The following is a 16,387-nucleotide window of genomic DNA, read 5'->3' as shown; positions in this document are numbered from 1 at the left end:
CCACGATGCAGATGATCCGCTGCCCGCACTGCGGGCCCCGTGAGGAAACCGAGTTCCACTACGGTGCCGCGGCCGGTGTCGCCTATCCCGAGCGACCCGCCGACCTCGACGACACCGCGTGGGCACACTACTTGTTCTTCCGGCCCAATCCCAAGGGGGCGATGACCGAACGGTGGTGCCACACCACCGGGTGCCGCCAGTGGTTCACCGTCGAGCGCGACACACGCACGCACGCCTTCACCGGCGAGACGGTGCCCTCGCGGTCGCCCGCCACCGCATCCCCCACCGAACCCGCATCCGGAGCAGCCCGATGAGCACCACCGACCCGAAATCCACTCCCGCTCAGCCGTTCCGGACCGGAGCCGGTGGACGCATCGACCGGAGCACGCCGATCGACTTCGTGTTCGACGGGGTCACCTACCGCGGCTACGCGGGCGACACCCTCGCGTCGGCCCTGCTCGCCAACGGGGTGCGGGTGGTCACCACCAGCGTCAACCTCGGGCGCCCGCGCGGCGTCACCGGAGCCTGGGCCGAGGACGCCACCGCGCAGGTCGGCATCGACGCCCCGTTCGTGGAACCGATGGTGCCGGCCACCACCGTCGCCCTGTGTCCCGGCCTCGTCGCCCACGGGGTACCGGGCTGGGGAAAGCTGAGCAGCACCGTCGACGACGCCCGATACGACTCGCTGCACCACCATCCGGACGTGCTCGTCGTCGGTGCGGGCGCCGCGGGCCTGATGGCGGCCCTCAATTGCGCCCGTGGCGGAGCCCACGTTCTCCTGGTCGACGAGCGCAGCGAACCCGGTGGCCGTACTCCCGGCGTCGCCTGGGTGGCCGAAGCCGTCGCCGAACTCGATTCGCACCCGCACGTCACGCACCTGACCCGTACGACTGCGTTCGGTGCCTACGACGACGGTTTCGTCCTGGCCGTCCAGCACCGCACCGACCACCTCGGCAGCGACGCCCCCGCACACCTCTCCCGGCAACGGGTGCACCGTATCCGGGCTCGTCGTCTCGTTCTCGCCACCGGCGCCCACGAGCGACCGATCGTCTTCGCCGGCAACGACGTGCCCGGGGTCATGCTGGCCGGCGCCGGCGGTGACTACCTCAGCCGCTACGGCGTCCGGGTCGGCCGGACGGCCGTGGTCTTCACCGCATGCGATTCCGCCTACACCGCGGCCTTCGCGCTCGTCGACGCCGGGGTCTCGGTTCCCGCCGTCGTCGACGTCCGCCCGGCCGTCAGCGCGGACCTGGGCGAGAAGGCCCGCCGGCGCGGCATCCCGATCCTCGCGGGTACGACCGTGATCCGAGCGCACGGCACCGATGCGGTCACCGGGATCGACCTCAGCGACGGCTCGTCCCTGGTCTGCGACACCGTCCTGGTCAGTGGCGGTTGGAATCCGGCGGTACACCTCTGGAGTCAACTGCGCGGAACCATCGCCTTCGACGACCGAGCCGCGACCTTCCTGCCCACGGGAACCGTGTCAGAGACCGAGATCGTCGGTGCCGCAGCGGGTTCGACCACACTGGGTGACTGCCTGGCCGACGGTCGACGCGGTGCGGTGGCGACCCTCGCCGGACTCGGTATGGCGCCACCGGAGTTGCGCGCCATCCCGCGCGTCACCGAGCGGATTCCGGCCGCGCCGGCCGTCTGCTGGTACGTGCCCGGCAGTCCCGACGACGACACCCGCTCGTTCGTCGACCTCCAGCGCGACGCGACCGTCGCCGACATCGCCCGGGCGCTGGGTGCCGGGATGCGATCGGTGGAACACGTCAAGCGCTACACCACCATCGGCACCGGGCACGACCAGGGCAAGACCTCGGGCATCGTCACCTCCGGCATCGTCGCGGAGATGCTCGGCATCGCCGTGAACGACGCCGGCACCACCACCTTCCGTCCTCCCTACACCCCGGTGACCTTCGCCGCGCTCGCCGGACGTGATCGCGGCCAACGGTACGACCCGGTGCGGCGGACCCCGATCCACGACTGGCACGTCGAGCGCGGCGCCGTCTTCGAAGACGTCGGCCAGTGGAAACGGCCGCGGTACTACCCTCGTGGCGGCGAGGACATGCACGACGCGGTCCTCCGCGAATGTGCCTCCGTACGAACGGGAGTGGGCATCCTCGACGGCTCGACCCTCGGCGTGATCGATGTCGCCGGGCCCGACGCCCCGGCCTTCCTCGACCTGCTCTACACCAACATGATGAGCACCCTCGCAGTCGGCAAGGTCCGCTACGGCGTCATGTGCGGCGCGGACGGCATGGTGTTCGACGACGGCACCGTGATGCGGATCGCCGACGACCGCTACACCCTGTACACCACGACCGGCAACGCCGCGGCCGTCCTCGACTGGATGGAGGAATGGCATCAGACCGAATGGCCGGACCTCCGGGTGTGGATGACCTCGCTGACCGACCAGGTGGCCACGTTCCCGGTGGTCGGCCCACGCTCGCGCGACGTGGTGGGCACCGTGTTCCCCGATCTGGACGTCTCGAACGATGCGTTCGGGTTCATGACGTGGCGGGACACCACCTTTCGCGGCGTGCCCGTGCGGATCGGGCGGATCAGCTTCTCCGGGGAACTCGCCTACGAGGTGAACGTCGGGGCCGGTTATGCCCAGGCGGTGTGGCAGACACTCATCGACGCCGGTGAACCGCACGCCATCACCCCCTACGGGACCGAGACGATGCACGTCCTGCGCGCCGAGAAGGGCTATCCCATCATCGGCCAGGACACCGACGGCACCGTCACGCCCCACGACCTCGGGATGAGCTGGGCGGTCTCGAAGAAGAAGCCGGACTTCATCGGCAAGCGATCATTCGCGCGTGAATCCGCGACGGCACCCGACCGCAAGCACCTCGTCGGACTGCTGCCGGTCGACGGCAGCACCCGGCTCCCCGAGGGTTCGCAGATCATCTCCCACCGCGTCGACCGCACCCTGCCACCGCCGCCGGTGCCGATGCTGGGGCACGTGACGTCGAGCTATCGCAGCGCCGAGCTGGACCGCCCGTTCGCCCTTGCGCTGGTGAAGGGCGGTCGCGACCTCATCGGCAGCCGGCTCGATGTCCCCATCGGGGACACGCTGTGCGAAGTCGAGATCACCACAACCGTTTTCGTCGACGCGGAAGGAGCCCGACGCGATGGCTGACACCACCGTGCACTCTCTGCCGGACACCGGCGCGCTCGAACCGGTCCCACCGTTGCAGAACTGGTCGGCGCGATTCGCCGAACTGGCCCCGGCCGTACTACTGCGCCCGACCCCGGTGGCGCAGACGGTGATCCGACCGACTGAACCCGCCGCGGCGGAGCGGCTCGACCTGCCCGGCGCCTGCCGGATGACGCGCGACGGGGACACCACGGTCGTCTGGCTGGGTCCTGACGAGTATCTCGCCTACGCGGCCAGCATCGCACCGCACGAGTTCGCCGCGGCGATGGCCGACCGTGCGCAGGGCGGCGCGTATGTCGCCGATGCCTCCGGCCAGCGCACCCGCCTGGTCCTCGGCGGCCCGCACGCCGAGACGATCCTCGCCCATGGTTGCGCGATCGATCTGTCGCCGAGGAGCTTCGGGCCCGACGACGTGGCCCAGACACTGCTGGCCCAGGCCGCGGTGATCGTGCATCGCGTTCCGGACGGATTCGCCGTCCTCGTCCGCAGCTCCTACGCCGACTACCTCGCCGCGTGGCTCGTCGACGCCGCCACCGAGTACGCCATCGTGCCCGCTCCTTCCCCGCTGCCGTAGAGGAACCCCATGTCTCATCGATTCACCCTCACCCTGCGATGCCCGTCGCGCAGCGGCGTCACGCACGCGATCAGCTCGTTCCTCTACAGCCACGGTTGCGAGGTGCTCGACCATCAGCAGTACGACGACCCGATGACCCACACCCTCTCCGTACGTACCGAATTCGCGTCCGCCCACGAGTCCGGCTCACAGCAGCTGTCGGCGGCTTTCGATCATCTCGCCACCGGTCTGGGCGCCGAATACTCGATCAACGACCAGACACCGCAGCGGATCCTGGTGATGGTCTCTCGACTGGGGCACTGCCTCAACGACCTGATCTTCCGCTGGCGTTCGGGCACCCTCGGCGGTGAGCTGGTCGCCGTCGCCTCCAACCACACCGATCTGGCCCCGATGACCGAATCGGCCGGCCTTCCGTTTCACCATCTACCGGTCTCCCCGGAGACCAAGCCGGCGGCCGAGAACGCGATGCTCGACCTGGTGTCGTCCTACGACGTCGATCTGGTCGTCCTCGCCCGGTACATGCAGATCATCTCCGACGAGACCTGTTCGGCACTGCGCGGCCGGGCCATCAACATCCACCACTCGTTCCTGCCGGGCTTCAAGGGCGCCAAGCCGTATCACCAGGCACATCAGCGCGGAGTCAAGTACGTCGGCGCGACCGCGCACTACGTGACCCCCGACCTCGACGAGGGCCCGATCATCGAGCAGGAGGTCATCCGCATCGACCACACCCACGATCCGCGCCGACTCGCCACTGTCGGCAGCGACGCCGAGGCGCTGGCCCTGTCGCGCGCCGTGCGGTGGCACAGCGAGCACCGGGTGCTGATGAACGGGACCAGCACCGTGGTCTTCACCTGACCAAGCCCTGACCCACACCTGCCCGAAAAGGATTGTTCCCCATGGCTGCACCGAAAGTCGTGATCGTCGGCGCCGGCATCGTCGGTACCTCACTCGCCGACGAGCTCACCCAGCGCGGTTGGACCGACGTCACCGTCCTCGACCGCGGCCCGCTCTTCGCCACCGGCGGGTCGACCTCGCACGCGCCGGGCCTCGTCTTCGCGACGAATCCGTCCAAGACGATGACCGCGCTCGCCTCCTACACGATCGAGAAGTTCTCCGCGCTCGCTCATCCCGACGGCTGGTGCTTCAACCCGGTGGGCGGACTGGAACTGGCCACCACCCCGGAACGGTGGGAGGACCTGCATCGCAAGGCCGGGTGGGCGGCCGCTCGTGGCGTCGAACACCGACTCGTCGACCCCGCGGAATGCGCTGCGATGCATCCGCTCCTCGAACGCGATGCTGTCCTCGGCGGGCTGCACACGCCGAACGACGGCCTCGCGAAAGCGTTGCGCGCGGTCGAGGCCCAGGCCCGCCGCGCGATGGCGCGCGGCGCCGAGTTCCGTGGCGGACAGGAGGTGGTCGACGTGGTCGAGGCCAACGGTGAGGTGCGTGGGGTCCGCACCACGACCGGAGTCGTCGACGCCGACATCGTGGTGTGCTGCACCGGTTTCTGGGGCCGCGAGTTCGGCCGCCGGGTGGGACTGACCATCCCCCTGGTCCCGATGGCACATCAGTACGCGATCACCACGCCGGTCGACTCCCGCCGCGGCGTCAATTCCGCCCTGGCCGAGGCGACGCTCCCGATCCTGCGCCACCAGGACCGCGACCTGTACTACCGCGAACACGGCGACCGGATCGGCATCGGCTATTACGGTCACCGGCCGATGCCCTCGGACGTGGGCGACCTGGACCACGACACTGCGATCACACTGGCGGACATGCCCTCCAAGCTCATGTTCACCCCGGAGGACTTCGACGACGCGTGGCAGCACTCGGTGGCCCTGCTACCCGAACTCGGCAACGGCAAGGTCGAGGAGGGCTTCAACGGGATCTTCTCGTTCACCGCCGACGGCCATTCGGTCATGGGCGAACATCGCGACCTGGCCGGTTTCTGGGTCGCCGAGGCCGTGTGGGTCACCCACTCGGCGGGTGTCGCGAAGACGATGGCGGAGTGGATGATCGACGGCACCCCCGGTATCGACGTCCACGAGACCGACCTGTACCGCTTCGAAGACGACGCACTCACCGACGACTTCATCCTCACCACGAGTTCGCAGGCCTTCGTGGAAGTCTACGACATCATCCACCCGCACGATCAGCGCAAGGCCCCGCGCAACGTGCGTCTCAGCCCCTTCCACGATCGCGAGGCCGAACTCGGAGCGGAATTCTGGGAGAGCGGACTCTGGGAGCGGCCCGCCTGGTACGAGGCCAACCGTCCGCTGCTCGATCAGAAGCTCGCCGACGGGCTCGTCGTACCGGAGCGCGACAGCTGGTCGGCCCGGCACTGGTCGCCTGTCTCCGTCGCCGAGGCGGCGCATACCCGCAGCCACGTCGCGATGTACGACATGACCCCGCTGACCCGGTTCGAGCTGTCGGGTCCGGGTGCGCTCGCCCTTCTTCAACACCTCACCACCAACAAGATGGACAAGTCCGTCGGTTCGGTGACCTACACGCTGATGCTCGACGAGAAGGGCGGCATCCGTTCGGATCTGACCGTCGCCCGGCTCGCCGACGACGTGTTCCAGGTGGGCGCCAACGGTCCGCTGGACTTCGACTGGATCAACCGGCACCTCCCGGCGGACGGCTCGGTCGTCCTGCGCGACATCACTACGGCCACCTGCTGTCTCGGTCTCTGGGGCCCGCTGGCGCGCGACGTGCTGGCACCGCTCACGCCGGCCGACCTCACCAACGACGGCCTCCGCTACTTCCGTGCGCTCACCACCACCGTGGCCGGAATCCCGGTGACATTGATGCGGGTCTCGTACGTGGGCGAACTCGGTTGGGAGATCTACACTTCCGCGGCCGACGGACCGGCGCTGTGGGACGCGGTGGCAGCGGCGGGCGATCTCCACGGCATCATCGCGGCCGGCCGGATCGCCTTCAACAGCCTGCGGATCGAGAAGGGTTATCGGGCGGCCGGTTCCGACATGACCACCGAGCACACGCCCGCTGCTGCCGGGCTCGGTTTCGCCATCCGCAAGACCGCGGACGACTTCCTCGGCCGCGCCGCCCTGGCCGAGCGTGATGCGCCGAACACGCTGCGCACCCTGCGTTTCACCGATCCGGCGGCGGTCGTCCTGGGCAAGGAGCCGGTATCGGTGGGCGGCCGGGTCGTCGGCTACGTCACCAGCGCCGGGTGGTCGGCGACGGTCGGCGCGTGCCTGGCCTACGCCTGGTTGCCCGCCGAACTCCCCGACGACACCTCGGTCGACGTCGCCTACCAGACCACCCATCACACGGCCGTCGTCATCGCCGACCCGGTGGTCGATCCCCAGATGACCCGGATCCGGAGATGAGCGGTTCCGGGTACCCACCGACGCCCGTGACCCGCCCGGGACGGCTTGCCGCGGTTCGCGACGCGGTTCCGGTCCCACCCGCCCCGACCGGTACCCTGGGCGCTGCGATGACTGAGCAGAGAGCGGAGACCGAACGTCCGGGGGGCGCGGTCGATCGGGCACTGCAGGTGTTGGAGCTCATCGGGTCCGCCGGGTCGGCCGGCATCACCGAACTCGCCGTCGAGCTCGGCGTCCACAAATCCACCGTCTCCCGAATCGTCTCGTCACTCGAGGCACGCGGTTTCGTCGAGCAGGTACCGGACGGTCGCAAGTACCGGATCGGCCTCACGGTGGTCCGCCTCGCCGGGTCGACGATGGCAACCCTCGACATGACCAGATGTGGGCAGGACACCTGTGACGCGCTGGCCGCGCAGACCGGTGAGACCACCAATCTCGCCGTCCTCGCCGAGTCGCAGGCGATCAACGTCGTCGAGGCCAAAGGACCGTCCGCGGTCGCCCTCCGCACCTGGGTGGGCCAGGCCTCCCCCGCTCACGCGACGTCCTCGGGGAAGGTCCTGCTCGCAGGTCTGTCCGAAGATGAGGTGCGCGAGACCTTCGCGGGCGGGTTGACCAGGTTCACCGACCACACGGTCGTCGACATCGACGACCTCGTCGCCGACCTGCGCGAGGTCGAGCGCCGGGGTTGGGCGATGGCGGTGGAGGAACTCGAGGTCGGCCTGGTGGCGATTGCCGCACCGGTACGCGATCACACGGGCACCATCGTGTGGGCCCTGAGCGTCTCCGGCCCGCGCTATCGGCTCGACCCGGACGACACGGAGGAGCTGACCGCGACCGTCGTCTCCGCGGCCGCCGATCTCAGCCGCATGTTCGGCTACCGTGCGGCGGGTTCGGCCAGCGCCCCCGGGATCATCGAGAAGTCGTGACGTCGGCCGGCCGCCGCCCACGTGGCCGCAGTCGGGGAGATCTGGTCCACTGGAGTACATGCGCGACGTCCTGCGGTCCCTGACCGAACTCCTCGACGGCGACGACGCGCGTCCGGTCGCACTCTGCCGGGTCGTCGGCGCGTCGGGATCGGCACCCCGCGAGCTCGGCGCGGCCATGATCGTGACCGAGGACGACACCGTGATCGGTTCGGTCTCCGGTGGCTGCGTCGAATCCGCTCTCGTGCACACCGCCCGCGACGTCCTCGCCGACGGGGTCGCGATCGTCGAACAGTACGGCGTCGACGATCCCGACAGTCCCGCGCCGGGTCTGACCTGCGGCGGGCACATCGAAGTTCTCGTCGAACGTGTCGCACCGAGCAGCGGTCGGCGCGGCCAGCTCGACCGACTCGCGGCGGCGATCGACGCCGGCGAACCCGTCTCGTGGGCCACGACCCTCACCGACGAGACCGACTGGTACTTCGCCACCGCCGCCTCACAGCAGCCGTGGCGCCGCCTCGACCGCGACGTCGCCGACCTCCTCGCCACCGGCCGGACCGGCCTCATCGGCGTCGACGACTGCGATGCCCCGTCCGACGAACGTCCCCGGACCTTCGTGCAGACCTTCGGGCCGCCGGCCCGGTTGATCCTGGTCGGCGCCAACGACTTCGTGCGTGCACTCAGTTCGATCGGGGCCGGTCTCGGCATGCGGGTGACGGTCGTCGACGCACGACCGGTGTTCGCCACCCCCGAACGCTTCCCCGACGCCCACGAGGTCGTCGTCTCCTGGCCGGATCGCTATCTGGCAGAACAGATCCGGGACGGCCTGGTCGGTCCGTCGACCGCGGTCTGCGTGATGACGCACGACCCGAAGTTCGACGTGCCGACCCTGCAGGTGGCACTCGGCTGTCGGCAACTCGGCTTCGTCGGTGCACTCGGGTCGCGGCGGACGGTTGCCGATCGCGACCAACGACTCCGCGAGGCGGGCGTCGACGACGTCCGACTCGACCGGCTGCGCTCACCCCTGGGCCTCGATCTCGGCGGGCACACCCCGGGCGAGGTCGCAGTCGCCATCGCGGCGCAACTCATCGCCGAGCGGCACGGCGCCACCGGCGCACCGCTGCACGTCGGCGACGGACCGATCCACCGCCGGTAGCGTCGCCCCCCCCCCGGGTCAGGACCCGGTGAACCGCGGCGGACGCTTCTCGGCCCGGGCCGCGCGGCCCTCCCGCAGGTCGTCGCTCTCCCATGCACGCATCATCGCCGCCGCCCGATCCTCGGGCGCGGCGTCGCGCGCACCGTCGCCGTTCAGGACGAGCTTGTAGTGCTGCAGCGTCAACGGGGCGAGGCCGGCGATCGTGTCCGCCCAGTGCTGCGCGTCGGCGAGGTCGCCGATGCGGTTGGCGAACCCGAGTGCGTGCGCTCGATCGGCGGTCAGCGGATCGCACCCGATCAGCATCCCCCGGGCCTGCCCCGCCCCCACCAGCGACACCAGGCGTCGGATGGTCCATTCATCAACGGCGACACCGAGTTTCGCCGCCGGAATGCCCGCGATCGCATCCGGCGCCATCACCCGGAGGTCGGCGGCCATCGCGAGCTGCAGCCCCGCGCCGATCGCGGAGCCGTTGAGCGCCGCGAGCACGGGCACCGGGGATGACTCGATCTTCTTCAGGGTCCCGACGAGGGTGTCGAGAAAGCCCTTCTCGTACACGGGACCGGACAGGTCGGCGCCGGCACTGAACACCGGCCCCCGCCCGGTCACCACGATGGCGCGCGCGCCGGATCCGAGTGCGGCGTCGAACGCATCGGACAGGCCGGCGAGCATCTCGTCGTTCAGGGCGTTGCGCTTGTCGGCCCGATCCAGCTCGATCGTGACGACCGCTCCGTCGGTGGTGGAGTGAATCATGGGCCCCAACCTACCCACCGCACCCATTCGACACGTCGTGACAAGGTGGGGACGTGCAGATCTCCCCGGCCGGCGCAGCGCCCGCACCGCACTCGGATGTGTTGATCATCGGCGGCGGACAGGCCGCACTATCGGCGGCCTACTTTCTCGAGCGGTTCGGCCTCGGCGATCGCTACCAGATGCTCGACCATGCCCCCGGGCCCGGCGGCGCCTGGCAGTTCCGGTGGCCGACGCTCACCCTCGCCACCGCCAACCGCGTCCACGACCTGCCGGGGTGGGGCCTCGTCGAGGCTCTCGGCCTGGACTGTGACGAGCTCCCGGCGGCCACCGCCGTCCCGGAGTACTTCGGGCGGTACGAGGAGAAGTTCGGCCTGACCGTGCATCGACCCGTGCACGTGCGCGCCGTGCGCCGCGAGGACGACGGCTTCGGCGCCGAGCTGGGCGACGGCGGGTCGGTCACCTCGAAACTCATCGTCAACGCCACCGGCACCTGGGACCGTCCGTTCATCCCTCATATCCCCGGGGCCGCCGATTTCCGCGGCCGGCAGCTGCACACGCACGACTACACCTCCCCCGCGGAGTTCGAGGGCAAGCGGGTCCTGGTCGTCGGTGCGGGCATCTCCGCCATCCAATTGCTGATCGAGATCGCCCGGGTGGCGCCCGGCAGCGAGACGTTCTGGTGTTCCCGGCGCGAGCCCGTCTTCAACCCCGAACCGTTCACCCCCGAGCAAGGGCGCGAGGCCGTCGCCCGCGTCGAACGGCGGGTGCGCGCCGGGCTCCCTCCCACCTCGGTGGTGTCGGTGACCGGGCTGGCACTCACCCCCGCGATCGCGGCCGCGCAGCGCGACGGAATCCTCGCGTGGCGTCCGATGTTCACGCGCATCACCGAGACCGGGGTGTGCTGGGACTGCGACGGACCATCCGGCGACTCCCCCGATCACCCGGACGTCCCGGAGCATCTGGATGTCGACGTCATCTTCTGGAACACCGGCTTTCGCAGCGCCATCGACCATCTCGCCCCGTTACGCCTGCGCGCGCCGGGTGGCGGCATCACGATGTCCGGCCGCCTCGCGACGGTCGTCGACGCCGATCCCCGGATCCAGTTGCTCGGCTACGGCCCGTCGGCCTCGACGATCGGGGCCAACCGCGCCGGACGGGAGGCGGCACGGGTCGCGGCCGAGCTGCTCGGGGTGCCCTCACGTTCCCGCGGGGGCGCGAAGTAGTTGCCACCACTTGACAAGGTGTTGTGTTTTCACAACACTGAGTCAGGTGAGTCCAATACGCCGTGGGGAAAAGCTCCCCATCTACAACCGCATCGGCGTGCTGCGGGCGGAGCGTCGGATGTCGCGGGCCGAACTCGCCGCAGTCGTCGGCATCAACGTCCAATCGGTGGGCGCACTCGAGCGCGGCGACAACTACCCCAGCCTCGACCTGGCGTTCCGCATCTGCGACGTCTTCGATTTACCGGTGGAGGCGGTGTTCAGCCGGCACGAGTTCGGGGCGATGTCGTCGGCACTGTACCGGCGCGAATCGTCGCCACGTCAAGACCTGCATCCAGCCACCCACACCGACGAGTCCGGAGGTGAACGATGAACGACCCCAATTCGGCCATCCCCGAGGAGGCCACACCCGCCCTCTGGCGCCGCTACGAGGAGTGGCGGGGCCGCCGGCACCAGGAGTTCAACGACAAGAACGCCCACCGCCTCACCTCGTGGCGCACCCGGCGAACCTATCGACGGCTCGTGCTCGTGCAGGCGTTCTTCGCCATCCTGCTGATCCTCAGCTCGATTCTCGCGTTCTTCGACACCGGCATCTTTCTGGTGCCCTTCCTGATCGGACTCGCCGGCATCATCACGACCCTGTACCTGACACGGATCGTCACCGGGTCGATCGCCGACACGCCGGTCACCGCCCTCGACGAGATCCAGGTGGCGCAACGCAATTCGGCGCGTTCCATCGGTTTCACCGTTCTGTACAGCCTGATGTTCATCCCGTACGCGGTGCTGGTCGTCCTCAGCTTCGACGACCAGGTGTCCGGCCAGGCGGTCTACGGATCGGCCATCCTGCTCATCACGCTCGTCCTGGCCGCGATCTGCGTACCGACCATGCTCACCGCCTGGTGGATGGCCGATCCCGATCCCGAGGACTTCGCGTCATCGACATCCGACCCGACCACCATCCCCAGTGAGGAGAGTGCGCAATGACCGCACCACTGATCGTCGACGGGCTCCACAAACGCTATGGAGACCTCATCGCGCTGCGCGACATGACCTTCTCCGTCGACCCCGGCGAGATCTTCGGGTTCGTCGGCAGCAACGGCGCCGGCAAGTCCACCACCATGCGCATCATCCTCGGCGTACTGGCCGCCGACGCCGGAGAGGTTCGCCTCGGCACCCAGACGATCGACCTCGACCTGCGTCGGCGGATCGGGTACATGCCCGAGGAGCGGGGCCTGTACCCCAAGATGAAGGTCGGCGAACAGCTGACCTTTCTCGCACGGCTGCATGGGATGTCGGCGGCCGAGGCGCAGGACTCCGTACAACGCTGGACCGACCGCCTCGGCGTGGGCGGGCGCTACGACGACAACGTCGCCGACCTGAGCCTCGGCAACCAGCAGCGGGTCCAGCTCGCCGCCGCCCTGGTCCACGATCCCAGCGTCCTGGTGCTCGACGAGCCGTTCTCGGGCCTGGACCCCGTCGCCGTCGACGTGATGAGCGACGTGCTCAAAGAGAAGGCTGCCGAGGGTATCCCGGTGATCTTCTCCTCGCACCAACTCGACCTCGTGCAGCGACTCTGCAACCGGGTGGGCATCATCGCGCGCGGTGAGATGCGCGCCCTCGGCACGGTCGACGACCTGCGTGCACGCGAGGGCATCACGCTCGAGATCACCGGGCCGCGTGCCGATGTCGCGTGGGCCGACTCCCTGCCCGGTGTCCGCGGCGTCGACTACGGCGAGATGACCCGCCTGCTGATCGACCCTGAGATCGCCGACGATCAGCTGATCCTGGCGACCGCCCTCCAGAACGGGCCGGTGCACCGGTTCGCGACCTCGACCCCGTCCCTGACCGACCTGTTCCGAGAGGTGGTTTCCGCATGACCACGCTACCCGACACCCCGGTGTCCACCACCGGTTCCGATCCGAGAGCATCTGCCGCACAGGCGATCCGACTCGTCGCCGGCCGCGAGATCACCACGCGCGCCAAGACCAAGTCCTTCGTCGTCAGTACCGCGCTGCTGATGATCGTGATCGTCGCCGGGTCCATCATCATCAACCTGTTCTCCGGCGGCGACGACGTCGAGAAGGTCGCCGTCGTGGGTCAGCCGGCCGCCGTCACCGAATCCATCGTCTCCGTCGGTGAGGCCTCCGGCACGACGATCGCCACCGAGCCGGCCGACACCGTCGAACAGGCACGCGATCGGGTCAACAGCGGCGACGTGAAGGCCGCGCTGGTGCCCGGAGAGACGCCGGGATCGTATGTGATCATCACCAAGGACAGCCTCGAACCGGCTGTGGAGGGCCCGATCCGCACCGCGGTGTCGCAGGCGAATCTCTCTGCGGCACTGGCCGAACGCGGTGTCGACGCCGCCGCCCTGCCGACCGTGGACATCTCGGTCTCGCAGACCGAACCGGACAACCCAGACGAGGGACAGCGCCTGCTCATCGCGATGGTCGGCGTGGTGCTGCTCGTCACCGCGATCATGATGGGCGGCACGATGGTCGCCGTCGGCGTCGTCGAGGAGAAGACGTCGCGCGTCGTAGAACTGCTCCTGGCGACCATCAAGCCGCTGCATCTGTTGTGGGGCAAGATCATCGGCATCGGTGTGGTCGCCCTCGGGCAGGTGGTACTGCTCGGTGCCACCGCGCTGATCGCGGGAACCGCGACCGGAATCCTCACCCTTCCGGGCGCCGCCATCGGGATGTTCGCGGCGGTGATCGCCTGGTTCATCCTCGGCTTCCTGTTCTTCTCCTCGCTCTACGCGGCAACCGGGGCCATCGTCTCCCGGCAGGAGGAGCTGAACTCGTCGTCCGCGCCGCTGACATTCCTCGCGGTCGCGGTGCTGTACTCCGGCATCTTCGGTGTGCAGGCGATGGATTCGACGCTGATCGAGGTGCTCAGCTGGATACCGCCGTTCAGCGCGGCACTCATGCCGATGCGCATCGCGACCGGCGACACCGATGCCGTCCAGATCATCGTCACCTTCGGCCTGATGGGCGCCGCCTGTGCTGCGGCCACCTGGATCGCCGCGCGGATCTACCAGCGGTCCATCCTGCGCACCGGCTCGCGGATCGGCTGGGGCGAGGTACTCAAGCTCGCCCGCTGAGCCTGAGGAGCGAGCTTGCGAGCGTCACCCTCCGACCCCTGAGGAGCGAGCTTGTGAGCGTCACCCTCCGATCCCTGAGGAGCGAGCTTGCGAGCGTCACGAAGGGTCCTGTTGCGATGCGTGGCAGGACCCTTCGCCGCGCCCTCCGCTGGTTGAGCCGGCAACGAGCCGCYAGGCGAGTCGCCCACCCCCGCTGGTTGAGCCGGCAACGAGCCGCTAGGCGAGTCGCCGTGTCGAAACCACCTGGCGACCCGACGATCTCATCCGCCGCCAACCCGGACGGCACCATACCGCAACGCCCAGAACCTATTTCGTCTACGACGACGTCATCTGCTGTGGAGACTCTTCCGGAATTGTCGGTGGTCGGGTTTACATTGGTTGGTAACAGATCACCCAGCTCGGGGCGGGTGACAAGTACAGGCGTCGGGGGGGCGTTGTGCGGGTGTGGACCGATCTACCGGGCGAGTACATCGCCGGGGTCGATCCTGCCCACGCCGCCGAGACCGACATGGTGATGTTGATGGCCGGCCTCGACGCCACCCGGCGCGGCGAGTCCTACCTCGCCTGGCACCGCTATCAGACGATCGCGGCGATGACCGACCGCCTGATCACCACCAGCGCGTCCGGGTTCGTCATGGACGGCCACGCCGACTGCGCCGCCCGCATCGCCCGCCAAGCCGGGGTGTCCCGCCGCCACGCCGAAACCCTCATCGATGAGGCCCTCGCGCTACGTGACCGGCTCCCCGAGGTAGCGGACACGCTGCGTGACGGGGTCCTGGCGCAGTGGCAGATCCGGTTGGTCATCTCCCGCACCGAACTGATCCCCACCGATGACCCGATCACCCCCGCGTTGGATGCCGAGATCGCCGACACTGTGCGCCGCCGAACAGGTGTGTGGGATCGGGCCCGGTTGCGCGACATGGTCGACCGCCTCGTCTTCCGCCACGACCCCGACGCGGTACGCCAACGCCGCAAAGACGCCATGGACCAGCGTGGGGTGTGGACCCACGAACTGCCCGACGGCACCGCCGAACTCACCGCCGTGATGTCGGCGGAAAACGTGCGGATCTCGGCCAAAGCCGTCGCCATCCTCGCCGACTCCGTCTGCAAGCGAGACGCCCGCACCCAGGGGATACGACGATCCGATGCGATGTTCGCGCTGTTGACCCGCACGTCATTCGACTGCCAGTGCAACGATGAACAGCCGTGCACCGCCGACATCCCCGACCCGCAAAGTGTCCTCAACGCGGTCCGCGCCGAGATCGTGATCCATGTCGTCACCGACGCCACCACCCTGGCCGGGGCACCCGGGGTGGGGTTCCTCGACGAACACGGCATCATCAGCGACGAACACGTCCGTGACCTCGCCGCCCGCCCCGACGCCACCCTGGCCCCGGTCACCCCCGCCCGCACCCAACCCACCTACGCCGCCCCCAGCACCAACGACGATGACCAGCGGCGGACCGCCCAGCACCCGGCACCAGACAAGGACACTCGAGCCGACGGTGAGAATGAGCCCACCGCAGCGCACTTCGGCGACTCGGCCGATGCCACCGCGCTATCGGTCGCAGTGGTCTACCCGGCAACCCATCCCGGCAACGGGTACCGGCCCACCACGTCGTGCGCTGACTTCGTACGCGTACGCGACGGCTACTGCACCGAACCCGGCTGCACCCGTTCAGCGTTCGCGTGCGATCTCGACCACGTCACCGAGTACGACCACACCGACCCCGCCCGCGGTGGAGCGACGTCGAGTGAGAACCTCAACGCCAAATGCCGACCTAGTCACCTGTTCAAAACCCACGGGGACTGGGTCGATGTGCAGTACCGCGACGACGACGGACGCCTGGTCACCGAATACGAGACCCCCGAAGGGGTCACCCTGCCCGGCGATGCCGAAACCCTCGAAGACACCTTCCCCAACCTGCGGCGGATCCGGTTCGAACAAGCCGCCCAAGCCCCACCCACCCCACGGGTGATCACCACCGACAACCCAGAGCGCACAACCAGCCGACTGGACGCCAAACTGGCCCGCCGGCGACAAGAACGCGCCCGCAACAAGAAACGACGCGAGGCCGAACTCGAAGCCGACCGTCGCGACTTCCTCGAGAACCCGCCACCATTCTGACGGACTCGTCCTCT

General features: G+C 69.0%; 14 protein-coding genes. 13 read left to right on the top strand and 1 reads right to left on the bottom strand.

Annotated features, from left to right (window positions below; translation table 11 throughout):
* The first annotated feature begins 5 nt into the window (after positions 1–5).
* From A9310_RS11865 to A9310_RS11835, 7 genes are all read left to right on the top strand, one after another.
* Positions 6–314, top strand: a complete 309-nt coding sequence (locus A9310_RS11865; protein WP_065630783.1) for a sarcosine oxidase subunit delta — start codon at positions 6–8, stop codon at positions 312–314.
* On the top strand, positions 311–3,148 hold the full coding sequence (locus A9310_RS11860) for a 2Fe-2S iron-sulfur cluster-binding protein (protein WP_065630782.1): 2,838 nt from the start codon (positions 311–313) through the stop codon (positions 3,146–3,148). Before A9310_RS11865 ends, A9310_RS11860 begins: the two co-directional genes overlap by 4 nt.
* Positions 3,141–3,740 carry a sarcosine oxidase subunit gamma gene (locus A9310_RS11855; RefSeq protein ID WP_065630781.1) on the top strand — a complete coding sequence of 200 codons (600 nt, stop codon included), beginning with the start codon at positions 3,141–3,143 and terminating at the stop codon, positions 3,738–3,740. The genes A9310_RS11860 and A9310_RS11855 overlap by 8 nt, the downstream gene beginning before the upstream one ends.
* 9 nt (positions 3,741–3,749) lie before the next feature.
* Positions 3,750–4,598, top strand: coding sequence for a formyltetrahydrofolate deformylase (gene purU / locus A9310_RS11850; RefSeq protein ID WP_065630780.1), 849 nt, complete (start codon positions 3,750–3,752; stop codon positions 4,596–4,598).
* A gap of 41 nt (positions 4,599–4,639) precedes the next feature.
* A complete protein-coding gene (locus A9310_RS11845; protein ID WP_065630779.1) occupies positions 4,640–7,096 on the top strand; it encodes an FAD-dependent oxidoreductase in 2,457 nt (818 codons plus the stop codon).
* A gap of 107 nt (positions 7,097–7,203) precedes the next feature.
* The gene (locus A9310_RS11840) at positions 7,204–8,019 is read left to right on the top strand and encodes an IclR family transcriptional regulator (RefSeq protein ID WP_065630818.1); all 816 of its coding nucleotides are present in this window, start codon (positions 7,204–7,206) and stop codon (positions 8,017–8,019) included.
* Between the two features lie 58 nt (positions 8,020–8,077).
* Positions 8,078–9,172, top strand: coding sequence for an XdhC family protein (locus A9310_RS11835; RefSeq protein WP_065630778.1), 1,095 nt, complete (start codon positions 8,078–8,080; stop codon positions 9,170–9,172).
* An 18-nt stretch (positions 9,173–9,190) separates the two neighbouring features.
* Here A9310_RS11835 and A9310_RS11830 read toward each other — a convergent pair whose 3' ends face one another.
* Positions 9,191–9,922: an enoyl-CoA hydratase gene (locus A9310_RS11830; protein WP_065630777.1), complete on the bottom strand. Its 732-nt coding sequence runs from the start codon at positions 9,920–9,922 to the stop codon at positions 9,191–9,193.
* Positions 9,923–9,975: 53 nt separating this feature from the next.
* On the opposite strand from A9310_RS11830, the gene A9310_RS11825 reads away from it, so the two are divergent.
* From A9310_RS11825 to A9310_RS11800, 6 genes are all read left to right on the top strand, one after another.
* On the top strand, positions 9,976–11,145 hold the full coding sequence (locus A9310_RS11825; RefSeq protein WP_065630776.1) for an NAD(P)-binding domain-containing protein: 1,170 nt from the start codon (positions 9,976–9,978) through the stop codon (positions 11,143–11,145).
* A 46-nt stretch (positions 11,146–11,191) separates the two neighbouring features.
* Entirely contained in the window at positions 11,192–11,515 is a 324-nt protein-coding gene (locus A9310_RS11820) for a helix-turn-helix transcriptional regulator (protein WP_065630775.1), read from the top strand.
* Positions 11,512–12,126 carry a hypothetical protein gene (locus A9310_RS11815; RefSeq protein ID WP_065630774.1) on the top strand — a complete coding sequence of 205 codons (615 nt, stop codon included), beginning with the start codon at positions 11,512–11,514 and terminating at the stop codon, positions 12,124–12,126. Before A9310_RS11820 ends, A9310_RS11815 begins: the two co-directional genes overlap by 4 nt.
* Positions 12,123–13,019, top strand: a complete 897-nt coding sequence (locus tag A9310_RS11810) for an ABC transporter ATP-binding protein (RefSeq protein WP_065630773.1) — start codon at positions 12,123–12,125, stop codon at positions 13,017–13,019. The genes A9310_RS11815 and A9310_RS11810 overlap by 4 nt, the downstream gene beginning before the upstream one ends.
* Positions 13,016–14,245, top strand: coding sequence for an ABC transporter permease (locus tag A9310_RS11805; RefSeq protein WP_065630772.1), 1,230 nt, complete (start codon positions 13,016–13,018; stop codon positions 14,243–14,245). The genes A9310_RS11810 and A9310_RS11805 overlap by 4 nt, the downstream gene beginning before the upstream one ends.
* 442 nt (positions 14,246–14,687) lie before the next feature.
* The gene (locus A9310_RS11800; RefSeq protein WP_065630817.1) at positions 14,688–16,373 is read left to right on the top strand and encodes an HNH endonuclease signature motif containing protein; all 1,686 of its coding nucleotides are present in this window, start codon (positions 14,688–14,690) and stop codon (positions 16,371–16,373) included.
* The last annotated feature ends 14 nt before the right edge of the window (positions 16,374–16,387 follow it).

Source organism: Gordonia sp. UCD-TK1 (assembly GCF_001691435.1).
Taxonomy (GTDB): Bacteria; Actinomycetota; Actinomycetes; order Mycobacteriales; family Mycobacteriaceae; genus Gordonia; species Gordonia hongkongensis.
Note: the sequence above shows the minus strand (reverse complement) of the source record. Positions and strands in the feature narration are given on the sequence as shown.